Source organism: Demequina sp. NBRC 110057, assembly GCF_002090175.1.
Taxonomy (GTDB): Bacteria; Actinomycetota; Actinomycetes; order Actinomycetales; family Demequinaceae; genus Demequina.
Window position 1 is genome coordinate 674,799 of the sequence record NZ_BBRN01000003.1, and the last position, 18,048, is coordinate 692,846.

Annotated in this window: 17 protein-coding genes; 4 read left to right on the forward strand and 13 right to left on the reverse strand. The window is 70.8% G+C overall.

Translation table 11 applies throughout. The features are described from left to right. Window positions 1-135 precede the first annotated feature (135 nt). From B7K26_RS03035 to purU, 3 genes are read left to right on the forward strand one after another with little or no spacing between them, the layout of a single operon-like run. Entirely contained in the window at window positions 136-1,335 is a 1,200-nt protein-coding gene (locus B7K26_RS03035) for a CDP-glycerol glycerophosphotransferase family protein (protein ID WP_084077183.1), read from the forward strand. Continuing rightward, window positions 1,322-2,137 carry a CDP-alcohol phosphatidyltransferase family protein gene (locus tag B7K26_RS03040; protein WP_084077184.1) on the forward strand — a complete coding sequence of 272 codons (816 nt, stop codon included), beginning with the start codon at window positions 1,322-1,324 and terminating at the stop codon, window positions 2,135-2,137. The genes B7K26_RS03035 and B7K26_RS03040 overlap by 14 nt, the downstream gene beginning before the upstream one ends. A gap of 35 nt (window positions 2,138-2,172) precedes the next feature. Next, entirely contained in the window at window positions 2,173-3,024 is an 852-nt protein-coding gene (gene purU, locus B7K26_RS03045; protein ID WP_084077185.1) for a formyltetrahydrofolate deformylase, read from the forward strand. A 25-nt stretch (window positions 3,025-3,049) separates the two neighbouring features. Here purU and B7K26_RS03050 read toward each other — a convergent pair whose 3' ends face one another. From B7K26_RS03050 to B7K26_RS03100, 11 genes are all read right to left on the reverse strand, one after another. Continuing rightward, complete coding sequence (locus tag B7K26_RS03050; RefSeq protein ID WP_084077186.1) at window positions 3,050-3,937, reverse strand: glycosyltransferase family 2 protein; 888 nt, start codon at window positions 3,935-3,937, stop codon at window positions 3,050-3,052. Between the two features lie 36 nt (window positions 3,938-3,973). Then, a complete protein-coding gene (locus tag B7K26_RS03055) occupies window positions 3,974-4,849 on the reverse strand; it encodes an N-acetylglucosamine-6-phosphate deacetylase (RefSeq protein WP_084077187.1) in 876 nt (291 codons plus the stop codon). A gap of 10 nt (window positions 4,850-4,859) precedes the next feature. Then, window positions 4,860-5,642, reverse strand: a complete 783-nt coding sequence (locus B7K26_RS03060; protein ID WP_084077188.1) for a glucosamine-6-phosphate deaminase — start codon at window positions 5,640-5,642, stop codon at window positions 4,860-4,862. Then, window positions 5,635-6,540 (reverse strand): ROK family protein, encoded by a 906-nt coding sequence (locus B7K26_RS03065; RefSeq protein ID WP_084077189.1) that lies wholly within the window; start codon window positions 6,538-6,540, stop codon window positions 5,635-5,637. The genes B7K26_RS03060 and B7K26_RS03065 overlap by 8 nt, the downstream gene beginning before the upstream one ends. Further along, the gene (gene nagZ / locus B7K26_RS03070) at window positions 6,537-7,979 is read right to left on the reverse strand and encodes a beta-N-acetylhexosaminidase (protein ID WP_084077190.1); all 1,443 of its coding nucleotides are present in this window, start codon (window positions 7,977-7,979) and stop codon (window positions 6,537-6,539) included. Before nagZ ends, B7K26_RS03065 begins: the two co-directional genes overlap by 4 nt. Beyond that, on the reverse strand, window positions 7,976-8,821 hold the full coding sequence (locus B7K26_RS03075; protein WP_084077191.1) for a carbohydrate ABC transporter permease: 846 nt from the start codon (window positions 8,819-8,821) through the stop codon (window positions 7,976-7,978). Before B7K26_RS03075 ends, nagZ begins: the two co-directional genes overlap by 4 nt. Next, window positions 8,821-9,792: a carbohydrate ABC transporter permease gene (locus B7K26_RS03080; RefSeq protein WP_084077192.1), complete on the reverse strand. Its 972-nt coding sequence runs from the start codon at window positions 9,790-9,792 to the stop codon at window positions 8,821-8,823. Before B7K26_RS03080 ends, B7K26_RS03075 begins: the two co-directional genes overlap by 1 nt. 112 nt (window positions 9,793-9,904) lie before the next feature. Then, entirely contained in the window at window positions 9,905-11,227 is a 1,323-nt protein-coding gene (locus B7K26_RS03085; protein ID WP_084077193.1) for an extracellular solute-binding protein, read from the reverse strand. A gap of 69 nt (window positions 11,228-11,296) precedes the next feature. After that, entirely contained in the window at window positions 11,297-12,514 is a 1,218-nt protein-coding gene (locus B7K26_RS03090; RefSeq protein ID WP_084077194.1) for an ROK family transcriptional regulator, read from the reverse strand. A gap of 189 nt (window positions 12,515-12,703) precedes the next feature. Beyond that, window positions 12,704-13,693, reverse strand: a complete 990-nt coding sequence (locus B7K26_RS03095; RefSeq protein WP_084077195.1) for a malate dehydrogenase — start codon at window positions 13,691-13,693, stop codon at window positions 12,704-12,706. Between the two features lie 87 nt (window positions 13,694-13,780). Beyond that, complete coding sequence (locus B7K26_RS03100; RefSeq protein WP_084077196.1) at window positions 13,781-14,998, reverse strand: NADP-dependent isocitrate dehydrogenase; 1,218 nt, start codon at window positions 14,996-14,998, stop codon at window positions 13,781-13,783. 207 nt (window positions 14,999-15,205) lie between these two features. Between B7K26_RS03100 and B7K26_RS03105 the strand changes: the two genes are divergently transcribed. Continuing rightward, the gene (locus B7K26_RS03105) at window positions 15,206-16,072 is read left to right on the forward strand and encodes an aquaporin (protein WP_084077197.1); all 867 of its coding nucleotides are present in this window, start codon (window positions 15,206-15,208) and stop codon (window positions 16,070-16,072) included. 81 nt (window positions 16,073-16,153) lie between these two features. Here B7K26_RS03105 and B7K26_RS03110 read toward each other — a convergent pair whose 3' ends face one another. Together B7K26_RS03110 and purH are read right to left on the reverse strand one after the other, a co-directional pair. Next, window positions 16,154-16,468 (reverse strand): DUF3017 domain-containing protein, encoded by a 315-nt coding sequence (locus B7K26_RS03110; RefSeq protein ID WP_084077198.1) that lies wholly within the window; start codon window positions 16,466-16,468, stop codon window positions 16,154-16,156. A gap of 8 nt (window positions 16,469-16,476) precedes the next feature. Continuing rightward, complete coding sequence (gene purH, locus B7K26_RS03115) at window positions 16,477-18,033, reverse strand: bifunctional phosphoribosylaminoimidazolecarboxamide formyltransferase/IMP cyclohydrolase (RefSeq protein WP_084077199.1); 1,557 nt, start codon at window positions 18,031-18,033, stop codon at window positions 16,477-16,479. Between the last annotated feature and the right edge of the window lie 15 nt (window positions 18,034-18,048).

The following is an 18,048-nucleotide window of genomic DNA, read 5'->3' on the forward strand; positions in this document are numbered from 1 at the left end:
GGCACGATCCCGCACGCCCGCGCCCACGCGACGCGCTCGGCCGCCGCCCGGGTGGGCCACGGGGGCCAGCGACTACGCTGGCCCGATGGCCACGAGCATTGGCGCCGCGGGCGCGAACCGGCACCGGGACGGCGCGTGCTGAGCGCCGTGAGGCGCGTGGGTGGCGTCGTCATCCGCCGCCTGGGGCTGCTTCCCGGCGGCGTCGCCGACGGACTCGGCGAGGACGACTCCCTCGCGGGTCGCGTGCTCGCCTCGCGCGTCGCGGTGTTCTTCCCCGACCCGCCTGAAAACCTCTATCAACTGCGCCAGTGGTACGGCGCACTCGACGCGCTCGACGCCGAGATGGGCGTCACCGTCGTCACACAGGACAGCCGCACCGCGCGCGCGGTGCGCGAGGAGACCGGCCTCGACGTGGTCGTCGCCGCGCGCACCCGCACCGTCGACGCGCTCCTGCGCGACGGCGAGGTGCGGGTCGTGCTGTACGTGGGGCACGCGCACACCAACGCTGTCGCCCTGCGGTCCATCGAGGTGGCGCACGTGTTCCTCGCCCACGGCGACTCGGACAAGGCCGTCTCGGTGTCCAACCAGGTCAAGGGGTTCGACGTCACCCTCGTCGCCGGCCAGGCGGCGATCGACCGCTACCGCGCGTCGATGCTGTTCTTCGACGCCGACGCCCGGCTGCGCGTCATCGGCCGCCCGCAGCTGCCGGAGGGCTCGCACCGCTCCGGCACCACCGTCATGTACGCCCCCACGTGGGAGGGCTCGCAGGCGGCGAACGCCTACTCGTCCGTGGTGAGCCACGGCGAGGCCATCGTCGCCTCGCTCCTCGCGGGGGGCTGGCAGGTGCGGTACCGGCCGCACCCGCGGCTGGGCAAGTCGGACGCGCGCTTCCGCGAGGCCGATGCGCGGATTCGCGCCGCGATCGAGGCCGGCGGCGGCACTGTGGACCTCACCCCCGATGCGGGGGCGGCCATGCGCGAGGCCGACGTGCTCATCACCGACGTGTCTGCCATGAGCACCGACTGGCTGTCGCAGCGCCGGCCCCTGATCGTCGCCGAGCCCACCGACCCTCGGGCCCTCCCCACCACCGGATCGCTGTTGCACTCGTCCGTGCCGCGCCTCGCCGCGGACGCGGCCGACGAGGCCGCCGCGTTGGTGACGGCGACGGTGGGGGACCCCGCGCATCGGCCGCTGCTCGACCGCCTCGCGGCGCACTACCTGGGCGGCATGAGCGGCGAGGAGTCGCTCGCGGCCTTCATCACGACGTGCGCGCGCATCGCCGCCGAGAGGGACGAGGCCGTGCGGGTGAGAGAATCCGGGCATGCCCACCCCTGAGCCGCGCCCGCAGCGTCCCGGCATCGACGAGATCCGCGAGGTGTGCCAGCCCCCGGAGATTCGCGGCCGCAAGAACTCCGAGCACTGGACGGGTGACGTATTCACCCGCTCCATCTCTCCCTACCTCACGCGCGCGTTCGTTACGGCGGGGATCAGCGCCAACGCCGTCACGGTCGCGATGATCGCGTGCGGCTGGGCCGCCGCGGCGGCGCTCCTCATCCCCGGCTGGTGGGGCCCGCTACTCGCCGCCGTCCTCGCCATGGGTCAGATGCTGCTCGATGCGTCCGACGGCGAGGTCGCCAGGTGGACAAGGAAGATGGGGCCGCGCGGCATCTTCCTCGACCGCATCGCCCACACCACCACCGAATCGCTGATCCCCATGGCCGCGGGGCTCAGGATCGCGCTCGAAACGGACCCGCTGGACTGGCGCTGGGCCTTCGCCGGCGTGCTGCTGGGCATGCTCGTGCTGTGGAACAAGTCCCTCAACGACGGCTCGCGGCTCGCGCGGGTCCAGGGCGGGCTGCCGCTTGCCAAGGAAGAGACCGGCATCAAGGTACCCACCGTGGGATGGGTCGCGCGGGCGCGCCGCGCCGCCAACCTGGTCCCCATCCACCGGGCCTATCACTCCGTGGAGCAGACCCTCGTGATGCTCGTCCTCGCGACCGTCGGGCTCGTCGCGGGGTTCGACGGCGTCGCCGTCGCCGTGGTGGTCCTGCTGGTCGCCGCCCCGGTCGTCATCGCTGGCCACACCCTGGCGATCCTCACCTCCGCCCAGCTGAAGGCGCCGCCGCCATCGTCCTGACGAGCGACGGGCGCGGCGTCGATACACTGACCGCCATGTCCGACGCCTCGCGCTACGTGCTCAGCCTGTCCTGCCCCGACGGCCCCGGCATCGTCCACGCCGTCTCCGGAGCCCTCGCCGCGCTCGACGGCAACATCACTGAGTCGCAGCAGTTCGGGGACCCCGACACCGGGCTGTTCTTCATGCGCGTGGAGGTCACCAGCCCCGCCGGACGCGACCAGATCGAGGCGGCCGTCACGCCGCTTGCCGAGCGCTTCCGCATGGAGTGGAACCTCGATATCGCCGGACGCGCCATGCGCACGCTGGTGCTGGTCTCGAAGTCCGCCCACTGCGCCAACGACCTGCTCTTCCGCGAGCGCGCGCGCACCCTCCCCATCGACATCGTCGCCGTCGCGGGCAATCACGCGACGCTCGAGCCGCTTGCCTCGTTCTACGGCAAGCCGTTCCACCACGTGCCCGTGACCGCCGAGACCAAGGCCGACGCGGAGCGCCAGCTGCTGGCGCTGGTGGACGACCTTGACGTGGAGCTCGTGGTCCTCGCGCGCTACATGCAGATCCTGTCCCCCGAGCTGTCGGAGGCGCTGCGCGGCAGGGCGATCAACATCCACCACTCGTTCCTGCCGTCGTTCAAGGGTGCGCGCCCCTACTTCCAGGCTCACGACCGCGGCGTGAAGCTCATCGGCGCGACCGCCCACTACGTGACGAGCGACCTCGACGAGGGGCCCATCATCGAGCAGGAGGTCGAGCGCGTGGACCACACCCACACGCCCGAGTCCCTCACCGCGGTCGGCGCCGACGTGGAGCGCCGCGCGCTCGCCCGGGCGGTCAGGTGGCACGCCGAGCACCGCGTGCTGCTGGACGGCCACCGCACCATCGTCTTCCGGTAGTCACGAGCGGCCGGCGCGGGCTCGCTTAGACGACGAGGAGTCGCCCCTTGCGGGCGATGTACACGACCGTCGTCCACGACATCGGCCGCTGGTCGCGGGGGCACTCGCGCCACCCCTCGCGGAATCCGCCGAACCACGCGCGCAGGCCCCGCGGCGAGCGCAGCGACCGCGCCACTTGCAGCACCGCCCACGTGCTGGCGTAGACCATGGACAGGGGCACGGGAAGGTTCCTGCGCGCCACCCACACCCGGTTGCGTGCTGACAGCCGGTAGTAGTCCGCGTGCCGGGTGGGCTTCTTCACCGGGTGATAGATGCGCAGGTCGGGGTCGTAGATGACCTTCTTGCGCTGTTCCCACACGCGCCACGCGAGCTCGATCCCCTCGTGCGCGTAGAAGAAGTCCCCCGGCCATCGGCCCGCGGCCTCGAGCACGTCGCGGCGAATCGCGACGGCCCCCTCCCACAGCGAGAACGCGGCGAACGGAGCGTCCACGGGCCGCGAGCCCAGGCGCGGAACCCAGCGCGATGGTGCGCCCTTGCCCTTGGGGTCGAACACCCGCCCCTGGAGAGCGCCCAGCGCGGGATCGTCCTCGAAGCGGTCTCGCACCTCGGCGAGGAAGTCGTCGTCCACCACCTCGGCGTCGTCGTCGAGGAAGAACACCATCTCGCCGGAGACGTGGTCGATGCCGGCATTGCGGCCCGCCGGGATTCCCAGGTTGTGAGGCAGCGCGAGCGTGCGCGCCGCGGCGGGGAGGTCGGGGAACGTGGCCGGGTCCCACCCGTTGCCCACCACGAGGATGTCGGTGGTCACGTCGCGCTGCTTGAGCACGGACTCGATGGCGCGCACCAGCCGCTTGCGTCGCTTCCCCATGGTGAGGATGACGACGCCGAAGTCCGGCTGGAGCGGTGCGGGCATGCCGTGAATCCTACGAGGCGCCGCGGTGGCCGGGCGTCAGTCCAGGCCCAGCACTGCCCTGGGGACGGCCGATGCCGCCGCGACGGCATCATGGCGCTCCACCCCGGCGGCCACGCACACCTCGATGGCCCGGGCGAGCGTGAGGGTGGATCCGGCGATCGTGTCGGTGCCGGCGAGCACCGCCTTGCCGTCCCTCACCTCGACGGCAAGGTCGCCCAGCACATAGTCGCCGTCCGATGCCGCGGCGGCGGCCATCGCATCGGTCACCAGCACCACGCGGCCGGGGGCGGCGCGGAACACGGCGGCGATGAGGGCCGGGTCGAGGTGGATCCCGTCGGCGATGAGTTCGATCGAGACGCGGGGGTCGTCCATCGCGGCGCCCACGGGTCCGATCTCCCTGCCGACAATGCCGCGCATCGCGTTGAAGCCGTGGGTGAGCAGCGTCGCGCCGCGGTCGAAGGCCTGCCGCGCGAGGGCGGCATCGGCCTCCGTGTGACCCACGGCCACCACGATGCCCGCGCCCACGAAGCGTTCGATCGCGTCGAGCGCTCCGGGAAGCTCGGGGGCTATCGTCACCTGGCGCACCAGGCCGTCCGCCGCGGTGATCAGGCCGTCGACGACCTCGGGGCTGGGGTCCAGGAGGTTGCCCAGCGCGTGGGCGCCCTTGCGCGCGGGGGCAAGGAACGGTCCCTCCAGGTGCACGCCGAGGAGGGACGGGTCCTCCGCCATCGCCTCGCGCACCACTGCCATCTGCTCGCGCAGCACCGCAGTGGGGAGCGATACGAGCGACGCCACCATCGCCCCGGTGCCGTGCGAGCGGTGCGCGGCGGCGGCCGCGAGCGTGCCCTCGACGGAGTCGCCGAAGGCGTGCCCGCCGCCGCCGTGACCGTGGATGTCGGTGAGGATCGTCATGGCTTCAGTGTCACAGCCCCTGCCACGCCGGCTTGTTCGCCTGCGAGTAGCGGTAGTAGTCGGCGTGCTGCAGGCGCGAGGCGGCCGCCTCGTCCACCACGACCGTCACGTGCGAGTGCAGCTGGATGGCCGAGCCCGGCATGCCGGCGCTGAGCGGCCCCTCCACCGACGCGGCGACGGCCTCGGCCTTTCCCTCGCCGAAGGCGAGCATAACGAGGTGACCGGCGCGCAGGATGGTCCCGAGCCCCTGCGTGACGCAGTGGATGGGGACGTCGTCGAGGGAGTCGAAGAAGCGCGCGTTGTCCACGCGGGTCTGCTCCGTGAGCGTCTTGATGCGCGTCAGCGACCCAAAGGACGAGCCGGGCTCGTTGAAGGCGATGTGGCCGTCGGTGCCGATGCCGAGCAACTGCAGGCCGACGCCGCCGTGCTCCGTCATGGCCGCCTCGTAGCGCTCGCCGGCGGTCGCGACGTCCCCGCCGGTGCCGTCCGGCACGTGGACGCGCGCGGGGTCGAGGCCCAGCGGGACCGTCACCTCGCGTGCGATGACCGAGTGGTAGCTCTCGGGGTGGTCCTCGGCGAGCCCCACGTACTCATCGAGCGCGAAGGCTGACATGCGGGTGAAGTCGACGCCGGCGGCGGCATGCGCCGCGAGGGCCTGGTAGACCGGCAGCGGCGTGGAGCCCGTCGCGACTCCGAGCGTGAACTGCGGGTCGGCGGCCACGAGCGCCGCGATGTGGTCGGCGACCAGCGCGCCGGCCGCCTCCTTGCTGTCGACGATCAGTACTTCAGCCATGGGCCACTCCCAACAGCGCCGCGCCCATGGCGGCGACGGGTCGATGTCCTTCGAGGATGCGGGTGCGCGCGGCGAGCTCGAGCGAGGCGAGGAAGCGCGAGCCGTCCGCCCATCCCTTGAGCACGCCGGCGGTGCCGTCGAGCAGCACGTCGCCGAGGCCGGTGAGGCCGCCGCCGACGATCACCTCCTCGACGTCGTAGGCCAGCACGAGGACGCGGATCGAGTGCGCGACGCCAAGGAACAGGCGCTCGCGGATCTCCATCGCGCGCGGGTCGCCCTTGGCGGCAAGCGCCATGACGTCCCGCGCGTCGGCGGTGGGGTCTCCCCACTGGCGGACGATGCCGGAACCGGACGCGTAGGTCTCGAGGCCGCCGGGGTTGCCCTCGGCATCGGCCGGACCCAGCGGGTCGACCGAAATGTGGCCCACCTCGCCCGAGGTGCCCCGCGAGCCGCGCCACAGCTGGCCGTCGAGGATGATGCCGGCGGCCAGGCCGGTGCCGAGGTTCAGGTACGCGACCGAGCGAGCGTCGGTGCCGACAAGGCGCCACGCGCCCACGGCCGCCGCGTTCACGTCGTTCTCCACCTGCACCGGCCGGCCCCACGCGTCGCCCAGCGCCGCGGCGAGGTCGAGCTCCGTGAGGTCGAGGTTGAGGGCGTGGCGCACCACTCCCCCGCTGACGGCGCCGGGGATGCCCACGCCGACGCTGTGCGCCTCGGTGATGTCGATCGCACACTTGCGGGTGACAACCTCCACGGCGGCCTGCGCGGAGCGCACGACCCCCTCGGGGCCACGCTCGACGGGGACGCGGTGGCGGTGCAGGATCTGCAGGCGCTCGTCCACCGCGACGGCATCGATCTTGGTGCCGCCGATGTCGACGCCGATGCTGACGCCGGTCATGACACCAGCTCCAGGAGCGCGGCACCGACGGCGCGCGAGGCACCGAAGGTGGCGACGTCGGCGTACGCGTCGTCGAGGTCAGGCCAGCCCATGTCGACAACGATCGCGCCGCTGGAGCGCAGCGCGTCGATCGCGTCGCGCGCCCAGGCGTGCCGGTGGTTGTCCTTGCCCACCACGATGACCTGGCGATCGGGGCCGGGGGCCCACGAGCCGAGGCCCTGCTCCGGCGTCACCACGGCATCGGCCGTGACACCCGACGCGAAGGGTCCCCACGGGGAGGGCCCCACCGCGATGTTGGCGGCGGGCTCGAGCCGCACCCAGGCGAGGGACTTCACGCCGCCGCGGCCGGCGAGCGCGTCGGACGCCTCGGGAGCGACGTGGAACGCCGCGCGGATGCGCTCGGCCGTGAGGCCGGCGATCTCTCCCCTGGTCAGGTCCGTCGGCACGGCGGGCGCCGTCTTCGTGGTGGCGACAAGGCGGCCGATGCGCGTGGCGGCATCGGCGAGACGCTCGGACGGGAGGGTTCCCGCCTCGAGCGCCGCCTCGATGGCATCCACGATCTCGCCGATCTGCGCGTCGGTGTTCCTGGTGCCGATGCACAGCAGGTCGCATCCCGCGGCGAGCGCGCGGGCGGCGGCGGCGGGGATGCCGATCTCGCCGGACGCCCCCACCATGTCGAGGGCGTCCGAGACGATCGCGCCGTCGAAGCCCATCTTCCCGCGCAGCAGGTCGGTGAGGATCGCGTGCGAGAACGTCGCGGGGTGCTCGGCGTCGATGGCCGGAACCATGATGTGCGAGCTCATGATGCTTGCCACGCCGGCGTCGATGAGCGCCTGGAAGGGCGCCAGCTCACGCTCGGCGAGGGTCGCCTCGTCCACCTCGACGGTGGGCAGCGACACGTGCGAGTCCTGAGCGGTGTCGCCGTGGCCGGGGAAGTGCTTGGCGTTGGCCGCCACCCCGGTCGACTGCACTCCCGCGGTCCAGGCCACGCCGTGCTCGCCCACCAGGGAGGGCGTGGCCCCGAAGGACCGCACGCCGATGACGGGGTTGGCCTTGTTCGAGTTCACGTCCACATCGGGCGCGAGGGTCAGGTTCACTCCTGCGTCGCGCAGTTCCCACCCCACCTGGGCGCCGACGGCGCGGGTGAGGTCGGCGTCGTCGAGGCGACCCAGGAGGGCGTTGCCGGGAAACGGCGACCCCTGCGCCTGGTACAGGCGGGAGACGTCGCCGCCCTCCTCGTCGATCGAGATGACAGCATCGGGGTTGGCCGCGCGGATCGCCGCGGTGAGCTCGCGCAGCTGCGCGGGCGACTCGACGTTGGTGGCGAACAGGCACACGCCGCCCATTCCCTCACGCAGCCGCCTGTCGACCCACTCGGGAAGCGTGGGGCCCTCGAAGCCGGGCATGAGCACGGCGAGCGGGCTCGCTGTCGCGGTCATCCCTTCACCGCCCCGCCGACCATGCCGGACGTCATGCGGTTCTGGACGATCATGAAGAACACGATGACGGGCACCGCGACCAGCACGGAGCCGGCCATGACCTGGCCCCACTGGACCGCGCCGAACTGGGTGGGCTCGGAGAATCCACGTAGCCACAGCGGTAGCGTCTCGGAGCTCTCCGACGTCATCAGCACCGAGGCCAGGGCGAATTCGTTCCACACCTGCAGGAACGCGTAGACGCCGGAGGCGACGAGGCCGGGCGCGAGCAGCGGGAAGGTGATCCGCATGAACGCCTGGAAGCGGGTGCAGCCGTCGATCATGGCCGCCTCCTCGAGGTCCGCCGGCACGCCGGCGACGAAGCCGCGCAGCATCCACAGCGTGAAGGGCACCACCATGGCGACGTAGATGATGGACAGACCCGCGATGGTGTTCAGCAGGTTGAGGCCGGCGATCATCTTGTACTGCGCGATGAACATCGCCTCGGCGGGAAGCATCTGCACCAGGATCACCGCGAGTACGAACGACTTGCGGCCCTTGAACCTGAAGCGGGACACGGCGAGCGCTCCGAGGAACGCCACGACGATGCAGATGACGAGCGCGATCGCCGTCACCGACAGCGAGATGCGCATGGCGGCGCCGAAGCCTGTCGAGCCGTCAAGCACTGCCTTGTAGTTGTCCCAGGATCCGCCGAAGGGCACCCAGGTGGGGGTGAGCGACGTGATCTTGGAGGCGGGGAGGAAGGACGAGTTGATCATCCAGTAGACGGGGAATGCCCACATCACGGCGAGGATGATCGCGACGACGGCGCCGACGCGCCGTCCGGTGGAGGCCTTGGTCTTCATCAGTCGTCCTCCTTGAGGAGCTCACGCACGTAAAACCAGGACAGCCCGATGGTGAAGATCATCACGATCATCGCGGCGGCGGCGGCGACGCCGAACTTTCCTTGGCCCACGCCGAGCCCGTACACGTACGTGCCGAGCAGGTCGTAACGGATGCCCGCGGCGCCGAAGCCCTGGAGCAGCTGGATCTGCGCGTACACGCGCAGGTCCCAGATCATCTGCAGCAGCAGGAGGATGACGAGCACGGGGCGGATGATGGGAAGCGTGATGCGGCGCAGCATCGACAGGCCGTGCGCGCCGTCCAGCTGCGCGGCCTCCACGACCTCCTCGGAAACCTGGGTGAGGCCCGCGTAGACCGACAGCGCCACGAAGGGCACCGATGCCCACGTGATGATGATGGACGCGATCGCGAAGAAGCTCAGGGGGTTCTGGAGCCAGTCGTGGCCGATGAAGTCCACGCCGGGCAGCTGGCTGAGCGCCCAGTTCAGGACGCCGTTGCGGTCGTCGATCAGCCAGTTCCAGACGGTCATCTGGGCGACGATGGGCATGGCCCACGCCAGCAGCATCGAGATCTGCAGGATGATGCGCGGCACAGTCGGGATCGCCTTCATGAGCAGCGCCAGGCCGATGCCGATGATCATCGTCGCCAGGGCGGTGGCGCCCATGAACACGACGGAACGGATCAGGACGGTCCAGAACTCGCTGCCGGTGAGCAGGCCGATGTAGTTGTCGAGGCCCACCCACTCGGGCGCCTGACCGAACTGCTGCGCGAGGCCGTACTCGCGGAACGAGTTGAGGATCTGCCATCCCACGGGGTAACCCATGCCCACGAGCAGGGTGATGAGCGCGGGGATGACGAGGAAGTAGGGAATGAGGCGCCGGCTGAGGGGGCGCTTCGAGGGGGTGCGCGGCTCGTCGGCCGCCAGTGGCGGCGGCGCGTCGAGGTCCGACGGCGCGGTCACGGGGGAAGTCATGAGGGGTGCCTCGCGGGTTTCAAGGAGGGGGACGCGATGGGGTGGCATGGCGTGGGCCCGGGCGCCGGGGCGGCACCCGGGCCCACGCGGGGACGGCTAGGCCGTCGCGGTGTTAGCCGTTGATGAGCTCGTTGATCTTCGAGTCGTACTCAGCGGCCAGCTTGGTGACGTCGCCACCCTCAGACACGGCCTGGAAGTAGTCCTCCAGGATCTGGGCCTCCTCGATGGCGGCCCAGCCCGGCGCGGCCGGAGTGAGCTTCGAGTTCGAGGCGGCGTCCAGCGCGGCCTGGTTCTGCGGGGCGAGCTCGACGTACGCGTCGGTGTAGTCGAGGTTGGCCGGGCCGAGGCCGTTCTCCGACAGCATGAGCTGGTAGTCCTCGGAGAAGATGATGCGCATCAGGTCCTTGGCACCCTCGACGTGCTGCGAGGCGGCCGAGATGCCGATGTTGGAGCCACCGGCGAAGACGGGGGCGAAGTCGCCGTCGACACCCGGGAGGGCGAAGTAGCCGAACTTCTCGTCGTTCCAGGTGAAGGTGTCGTCGTCGTTCACGTCACCGAGGCAGCAGGCCGCCCAGCTCGGCGCCATCTCGGTCGCGGCGGGGGTGCCGGAGAGCATGTCGTCGTTGATGGCCTGGTAGATCTCGTCCGTGTCGGTCGACTGCGCGACGGACGCGGTGGTGAAGAGCTCCTGCCACTGCTCCATGCCCTCGATGGCCTCGGGCGAGGACAGCGAGCCGGCCCACGCGGAGCCGTCGTAGGTGGCGAGGTCGCCGCCGTTGGCGAAGATCCACGACACGCCGTTACGCCAGTCGCGGCCGCCCATGTAGAAGCCGGCGATGCCCTCGTCCTTCATCTTCGCGTTCACCGTCGTGATGTCCGCGAGGGTGGTGGGCACCTCGACGCCGGCCTGCTCGTACAGGTCCTTGCGGTACCAGGTGAGGCGCGAGCCGAAGTAGTAGGGGAGGGTGAAGTTGGACTCGCCCACCTTGCCGGCCTCGACGAAGCCGGGCAGCAGCGAGTCGCCGCCGAGCTCCTCGTACATGTCGGTGATGTCGAGGTACGCGCCCACGGTGGTGAAGGTCGAGGACTGCGTGTTGCCGACCTCGGCCACGTCGGGGGTGTTCGCCGAGTCGGGAAGTGCGGTGGTGAGCGACGAGATCGCGTCGCCCCAGCCGATGCGCTCGACGGTCAGCGTGCCGCCGTTCTCCTCGGTGTAGGTCTCCTTGAGGTAGTCGACCAGGGCCTCGGGGGTGTCCTGCTCACCCATCAGCCACAGGGTGATGTCCTCCGCTGCCGAGGTCTCCTCGGTCGTCGGAGCAGCGGAGTCCGTAGCCTCCGTCGTCGCGTCGTCATCGGATCCGGACGACGAGCATCCGGCGAGGACGATGGCCGAGGCGGCGGCCATGGCCACCGCTCCCTGCGTCATCTTCTTCATGGTGATACTTCCTTCTGTTGTGTGTGCCGTCCGTGACTTAGGGAAGCCACGTCGTTGTGGTGCCTGGGGTTACGAGATCCCCAGTTGTCCGGTGAGGACGGTGACCACCGCCCCGAGCACGACGATGTCGCGCCCCAGTGCGGTCATCCGCAGCGAGAGGTCTCCGTGGAGCTCTCCCATCGTGCGACTGCGGAGCGTCTCGGCGGTGGCCTCGAGGAGGTCCCCGGCGAGAAGATCGTGAGGTCCGGCGAGGATGACCTCGCCGAGGTTGAGCGCGCCGACGACGGGGCCGAGCGCGATGCCCAGCCGCTCCCCCGCCTCGCGCAGTACGGCGGTCCTGCCGGCATCGTCCGTCGCCTCGGCGAGGTTCGCCTCGAGGCGGGGGGATGCGAGCCAGGTCTCCAGGCAGCCGGCCTTGCCGCAGGCGCAGTCGGCGCCGCCGTCGGTGCCGACGACCACGTGGCCGATCTCGCCGGCGGCGAAGCCGGACCCGTGCACCAGGTGGCCGCCGATGACGAGGCCGGAGCCGACGCCTCGACCGATGCGGATGAGCATGGTGTCCGCGCTGGCGCCGCCGAACGTGCGCTCGCCCTGGGCGGCCATGTTGGCGTCGTTGGCGACCTGGGTGGGCAGGTCGTAGCGCTCGGAGACCAGCTGCTGCAGGGGCACGTCGTGCCAGCCAAGGTTGGGGGCCTGCACGACAGTGCCGTCGAGGTCGACGAGGCCGGGGCTGCCGATGCCGATGCCGATGACGGGCGCCTCGGCGCCGGCCAGCAGCTCGTCGAGGAGACGGTACGCGGCGTCGACGGCCTCCATGCCGGTGACCCCGCGCACGGGGACCTCGGCGCGGCTCTTCACGGTGCCGTCGAGGTCGGTGAGCACGCCGCGGAAGGCCGAGTTGTTCGACAGGTCGAGGCCCACGATGCTGAAGCCCTGGCGGTTGAGGTCGAGCAGGGTGGCGGGCTTGCCCGGACGCGAGTCGGGTCGCAGCCCGAGCTCGATGACCAGGTCCTCGGCGATGAGGTCGGCGACAAGGTCGGAGATGGTGACGCGGGTGAGGCCCACCTCGCGGGCGAGGTCCGCGCGGGACAGGCCCTCGGCGCGATAGAGCGCCTGCATGACCAGCGCGCGGTTGTGACGGCGCGCGTGCTCGGGGCGCAGCCGCGACGTGGGCCGCGCGGTGGCGGCCCGCACGGGGCGGGCACTGCTGGCGACGGGGCGTCCGGCCCGGACGGCCTTCTCGGCCCCCTCGGTCACGGCGCCTCGCTGCGCTCCCTTGGTCGTCATGGTTAGTTAGTAAAGATTACTAACCAACCTCGCGCAAGGGGTCGGAACGTTTCGATTTTGACTGTTACCGAGTCGTGACCACCCGGAAACAGGCGGAAACACTTCCCCGCGGCCGCCAGCACCCTTGGGACACGCACGAGGGGCCGGCCGCCTCGTGGCGACCGGCCCCTCGTCAGGCGTGACGGCGCGTTACAGCAGCCCCAGCTCCTGCACCGCGTCGCGCTCCTCGACAAGCTCGGCGACGGAGGCGTCGATCTTCTCGCGGGCGTCCGCGGCGATGTCCAGGCCCTGGACGATCTCCCACGCGCCGCCGCGCGACACGGCGGGGAACGAGGACACGAGACCCTCGGGGACGCCGTACGAGCCGTCCGACGGCATCGCGACGGACGTCCAGTCGCCCTCGGGGGTGCCGTGGACCCAGTCGCGCACGTGGTCGATGGCGGCGTTGGCGGCGGAGGCGGCCGACGAGGCGCCGCGCGCCTCGATGATGGCGGCGCCGCGCTTCGCGACGGTCGGCACGAACGTGTCGGCGACCCAGGCATCGTCCCCGATGACGTCGAGCGCGGGGCGCCCGGCGATCTCGGCGTGCGCCACGTCGGGGTACTGCTTCGCCGAGTGGTTGCCCCAGATCGCGACCTTCGTGACGTCGGCCACGGTGGTGCCGGTCTTCGCCGCGAGCTGCGCGAGGGCGCGGTTGTGGTCCAGGCGCATCATCGCGTTGAAGCGCTCGGCGGGGACGTCGGGAGCGTGAGCCGACGCGATGAGGGCGTTGGTGTTGGCGGGGTTGCCGACCACCAGGATGCGGACGTCGTCGGCGGCGCCGGCGTTGATCGCCTCGCCCTGGGGGCCGAAGATGCCGCCGTTGGCGGCCAGCAGGTCGCCGCGCTCCATGCCGGCGCCGCGGGGGCGGGCACCCACCAGGAGGCCCACGTTGACGCCGTCGAAGGCGGCCTTCGCGTCGTCGTAGATGTCGATCCCCGCGAGCAGCGGGAAGGCGCAGTCGTCGAGCTCCATGGCGGTGCCCTCGGCAGCCTTGAGGCCCTGCGGGATCTCGAGAAGGTTGAGCTTGACCGGCGTGTCAGCGCCGAGCATCTGCCCGGAGGCGATGCGGAAGAGGAGCGCGTAGCCGATCTGGCCAGCGGCGCCGGTGACGGTGACGGTCACGGGAGTGGTGCTCACGTCTGTGTGGCTCCTTGTCTGGGGTGGGGACTAAAGGGGTGGTGCAAAAAGAAGGGCCCGCAGGCGGTCTGCCTGCGGGCCCTGCGATCACGCCAGGCGGGCCGAGAGGTTCTCGTCGAGCGTGGCGAGGAAGGCCTCGGTGGTCTGCCACTCCTGGTCGGGGCCGACGAGGAGAGCGAGGTCCTTGGTCATCTTGCCGGACTCGACCGACTTGATGACCACGTCCTCGAGGGTCTGGGCGAAGCCCGTGACCTCGGGGGTGCCGTCCAGCTTGCCGCGGTGCTTCAGGCCACCGGTCCACGCGAAGATCGAGGCGATCGGGTTGGTGGAGGTGGGCTTGCCCTGCTGGTGCTGGCGGTAGTGACGGGTCACGGTGCCGTGCGCCGCCTCGGCCTCGACGGTCTTGCCGTCGGGGGTCATGAGCACGGAGGTCATGAGGCCCAGCGAGCCGAAGCCCTGCGCGACGGTGTCCGACTGGACGTCGCCGTCGTAGTTCTTGCAGGCCCAGACGTAGCCGCCCTCCCACTTCATCGCGGAGGCGACCATGTCGTCGATCAGGCGGTGCTCGTAGGTGAGGCCCTTGGCCTCGAACTCGGCCTTGAACTCGGTGTCGAAGATGTGCTGGAAGATGTCCTTGAAGGCGCCGTCGTAGGCCTTCAGGATGGTGTTCTTCGTCGACATGTAGACCGGGTAGTCGCGCAGCAGGCCGTACGAGAAGGACGCACGCGCGAAGTCCTCGATCGACTTGTTGAAGTTGTACATACCCATGGCCACACCGCCGTCGGCGCCGTAGTTGGCGACCACGTGCTCGATGGGGGCGGAGCCGTCCTCGGGCGTGAACGTGACGGTGAGCTGGCCGGCGCCGGGGACCTTGAAGTTGGTCGCCTTGTACTGGTCGCCGTGGGCGTGACGGCCGATGATGATCGGCTTGGTCCAGCCCGGCACCAGGCGCGGGATGTTCGAGATGATGATCGGCTCGCGGAACACGACGCCGCCGAGGATGTTGCGGATGGTGCCGTTGGGCGACACCCACATCTTCTTGAGGCCGAACTCGTCCACGCGCGCCTCGTCGGGCGTGATGGTCGCGCACTTGACGCCCACGTTGTGCTTCTTGATCGCGTTGGCCGCGTCGATGGTGATCTGGTCATCCGTCGCGTCACGCGACTCGATGCCGAGGTCGTAGTACTCGAGGTCCACGTCCAGGTAGGGGTGGATCAGGCGGTCCTTGATGAACTGCCAGATGATCCTCGTCATCTCGTCGCCGTCGAGCTCGACGACCTTGCCTTCGACCTTGATCTTCGCCATTGAGGTGCCTCACACAGGTGGGTATCGGGGAGCAGATTCCGGACCCAGGCTAGTCCATCCCCCCTTCTCCCCGGTACGCCCGGCATCGGCGGCCTACCCTCAACATTCGCTCAGAATTCGGCCCGGTCGAACGGCGGCGCGCGTCCACCCGTGCCACGATGCCTCTGTGCGCGCACCGCGCAGTCCCCTTAACGAAAGGTGCAGGAGATGTCGGAGAGCCGACCGGAGGACGTCACCCCGGAGCTCGCCGCGACCGACGAGGTCGTGGAGGAGCAGTTCGAGGTTGACGAGTGGATCGAGGACACGAGCGGCCCCGGCCTCGTCTCGCGCATGTTCGCGGAGGCGGCGGGAACCTTCATCCTGGTGCTGATGGGTGTGGGCGCGGCCCTGTTCTCGTCGGTGATGGGCTGGGGGCTCCTCGCGGTGGCCTTCGGCTTCGCGCTCGGTGTCATGATCGCCGCCCTGATCTTCGGCCGCATCTCGGGTGCCCACCTCAACCCCGCCGTGACCATCGGCGTGTGGCTGGGCGGCCGCTTCCCCGGCCGCGACGTCGCTCCGTACATCGTCGCGCAGGTCATCGGCGCCGTGGTCGCGTCCGGCCTGTTCGCCTTCCTTGTCTCGACCAACGAGCTGTACGACCAGCTCGGCACCACCAAGGAGTTCATCGGCACGGCCTCGAACGGCTATGGCGAGCACTCCCCCACGCAGTTTGACTGGCTGCCCGCCGGCATCGTCGAGGTCATCATCGCGGCGCTGCTCGTGGCCGTGGTCCTGTCCGTCACCTCGGTGCTCAACAAGGCGGGCGCCGCGGCGGCCCCGTTCGGCATCGGCCTCACCGTCGGCTTCCTGGTCCTCGTGGCCATCCCCTTCACCAACGGCGCCCTGAACCCGGCCCGCGCCACCGGCACCGCCGTGTGGTCGGACTCGTGGGCCCTCGAGCAGCTGTGGCTGTTCTGGGTCGCCCCGATCATCGGCGCCGCGATCGCCGGCCTCCTGTTCCGCGCCTTCGGCCCGGAGGAGGACCTCATCGTCGTCGAGCGGATCGAGGAGACCGTGGCGGTCATCGAGGACTGACACCTCGCCGTCATACGAAAGGCCCCCAGCCGTCAGGCTGGGGGCCTTTCGCGTCCAGGAATGGACGGCCGATGCGGTGGCTCAGTCGAGCGGCACCGTCAGTCCCAGCACCGCAAGCGCGATGCCGAAGCCGATCATCAGCGTCACGTCGATTGCGCGGCGGCGCACGGAGAAGGACACCCCGGCGGGGAGGGCGGTCCTCACTGCCGCCCCGCCGAATGCCGAGCCCGCGAGCATGAGGGTGCCCGCCTGGGCATCCACGAGCGCGCCGACCAGCACGCAGACGGCCACGACGCCCAGCGCGATCGCGGCGGTCGCCAGGCTCGCCTGGGTGGTGTTGTCCTGCGCGCGGATCTCCTCCACGCCCGGCTCGGTGTCCTCGTGCTCGTCGGCCATCGCGCTACCTAGTGGAAGAAGTGCCTGGTACCGGTGTGGTACAGGGTGATGCCGGCGGACTTGGCCGCCTCGATCACCTCGGCGTCACGCACGGAGCCGCCGGGGGACACGACGGCCTTGACGCCCGCATCGATGAGCACCTGGAGGCCGTCCGCGAACGGGAAGAACGCGTCCGAGGCCGCGACGGCGCCGCGCGCCCTCTCCTCGCCGGCGCGCGTCACCGCGAGGCCGCAGGAGTCCACACGGTTGACCTGGCCCATGCCGACGCCGACCGCGGCGCCGTCCTTCGCCAGCAGGATCGCGTTGGACTTCACGGCGCGGCACGCGCGCCATGCGAAGTCGAGGTCGGCGAGGGTGGCCTCATCGGCGGCCTCGCCCGCCACGAGCTCCCACGTGTCGGCGGGGTCGCCGGGAGCGTCGATCGCGTCGGCGGCCTGCACCAGCAGCCCGCCGGTGATGCGGCGCCACTCGGCCACCTGAGCGCGCGGCTCGACCGTCAGCAGGCGGATGTTCTTCTTCGCCTGCAGCACCTCCGCCGCGCCGTCCTCGAAGCCGGGGGCCACGACCACCTCGGTGAAGATGTCCTTGATCTGCTCCGCCGCGGCCACCGAGATGGGGCGGTTGGCGGCGATGACGCCGCCGAACGCCGACACGGGGTCGGTCGCGTGCGCCTTGGCGTGGGCCTCGGCGATGGTCTCCGCGACGGCGATGCCGCACGGGTTCGCGTGCTTGATGACCGCCACGGCAGGGCGGTCGAAGTCGTAGGCGGCGCGCAGCGCGGCGTCGGCGTCGACGTAGTTGTTGAAGCTCATTTCCTTGCCGTGGAGCTGGCGCGCCTGCGCGAGGCCACCGGCGACCGACGGGTCGGTGTACACGGCGGCGGACTGGTGCGGGTTCTCGCCGTAGCGCAGCGTCGCGGAGCGGTCGAAGGACGCGGCGACCCACTGGGGCAGGTCGGCGCCCTCCTCGGGGGCCACCACGGAGGTCATCCAGGACGCGACGGCGATGTCGTAGTCGGCGGTGTGGCGGAAGGCCGCGGCGGCGAGCGCCTGACGCTCGGCGAGGGTGAAGCCTCCCTCGGCGACGGCAGCGAGCACCTCGTCGTACCGGGCCGGGTCCACGACGACGGCGACCGACGGGTGGTTCTTGGCCGCGGCGCGCACCATCGACGGGCCGCCGATGTCGATCTGCTCCACCACCTCGTCCTGCGCGGCGCCGGAGGCGACGGTCTGCGTGAACGGGTAGAGGTTCACCACCACGAGGTCGAAGGGCGCGACGCCCAGCTCGTCGAGCTGCGCGCGGTGCGATTCGAGGCGGCGGTCGGCGAGGATGCCGGCGTGGACCCGGGGGTGCAGGGTCTTCACGCGGCCGTCGAGGCACTCGGGGAACCCGGTGAGCTCCTCGACACGCGTGACCGCCACGCCGGCGTCGGCGATCCGCGACGCCGTCGAACCGGTCGAGACGATCTCGACGCCCGCGGCGGCGAGGCCGCGAGCGAGGTCCTCGATCCCCGTCTTGTCGTACACCGAGATGAGTGCCCGTGCCACTGCCTGCCGCTCAGCCATGCTGCGCCTTCCGTT

What these genes read in the sequence shown, in the direction of transcription:
- B7K26_RS03040 (WP_084077184.1), top strand. Translation starts at nt 1,322, where the DNA reads ATGCCCACCCCTGAGCCGCGCCCGCAGCGTCCCGGCATCGACGAGATC.
- purU (WP_084077185.1), top strand. Translation starts at nt 2,173, where the DNA reads ATGTCCGACGCCTCGCGCTACGTGCTCAGCCTGTCCTGCCCCGACGGC.
- B7K26_RS03050 (WP_084077186.1), bottom strand. Translation starts at nt 3,937, where the DNA reads ATGCCCGCACCGCTCCAGCCGGACTTCGGCGTCGTCATCCTCACCATG.
- B7K26_RS03055 (WP_084077187.1), bottom strand. Translation starts at nt 4,849, where the DNA reads ATGACGATCCTCACCGACATCCACGGTCACGGCGGCGGCGGGCACGCC.
- B7K26_RS03060 (WP_084077188.1), bottom strand. Translation starts at nt 5,642, where the DNA reads ATGGCTGAAGTACTGATCGTCGACAGCAAGGAGGCGGCCGGCGCGCTG.
- B7K26_RS03065 (WP_084077189.1), bottom strand. Translation starts at nt 6,540, where the DNA reads ATGACCGGCGTCAGCATCGGCGTCGACATCGGCGGCACCAAGATCGAT.
- nagZ (WP_084077190.1), bottom strand. Translation starts at nt 7,979, where the DNA reads ATGACCGCGACAGCGAGCCCGCTCGCCGTGCTCATGCCCGGCTTCGAG.
- B7K26_RS03075 (WP_084077191.1), bottom strand. Translation starts at nt 8,821, where the DNA reads ATGAAGACCAAGGCCTCCACCGGACGGCGCGTCGGCGCCGTCGTCGCG.
- B7K26_RS03080 (WP_084077192.1), bottom strand. Translation starts at nt 9,792, where the DNA reads ATGACTTCCCCCGTGACCGCGCCGTCGGACCTCGACGCGCCGCCGCCA.
- B7K26_RS03085 (WP_084077193.1), bottom strand. Translation starts at nt 11,227, where the DNA reads ATGAAGAAGATGACGCAGGGAGCGGTGGCCATGGCCGCCGCCTCGGCC.
- B7K26_RS03090 (WP_084077194.1), bottom strand. Translation starts at nt 12,514, where the DNA reads ATGACGACCAAGGGAGCGCAGCGAGGCGCCGTGACCGAGGGGGCCGAG.
- B7K26_RS03100 (WP_084077196.1), bottom strand. Translation starts at nt 14,998, where the DNA reads ATGGCGAAGATCAAGGTCGAAGGCAAGGTCGTCGAGCTCGACGGCGAC.
- B7K26_RS03105 (WP_084077197.1), top strand. Translation starts at nt 15,206, where the DNA reads ATGTCGGAGAGCCGACCGGAGGACGTCACCCCGGAGCTCGCCGCGACC.
- B7K26_RS03110 (WP_084077198.1), bottom strand. Translation starts at nt 16,468, where the DNA reads ATGGCCGACGAGCACGAGGACACCGAGCCGGGCGTGGAGGAGATCCGC.
- purH (WP_084077199.1), bottom strand. Translation starts at nt 18,033, where the DNA reads ATGGCTGAGCGGCAGGCAGTGGCACGGGCACTCATCTCGGTGTACGAC.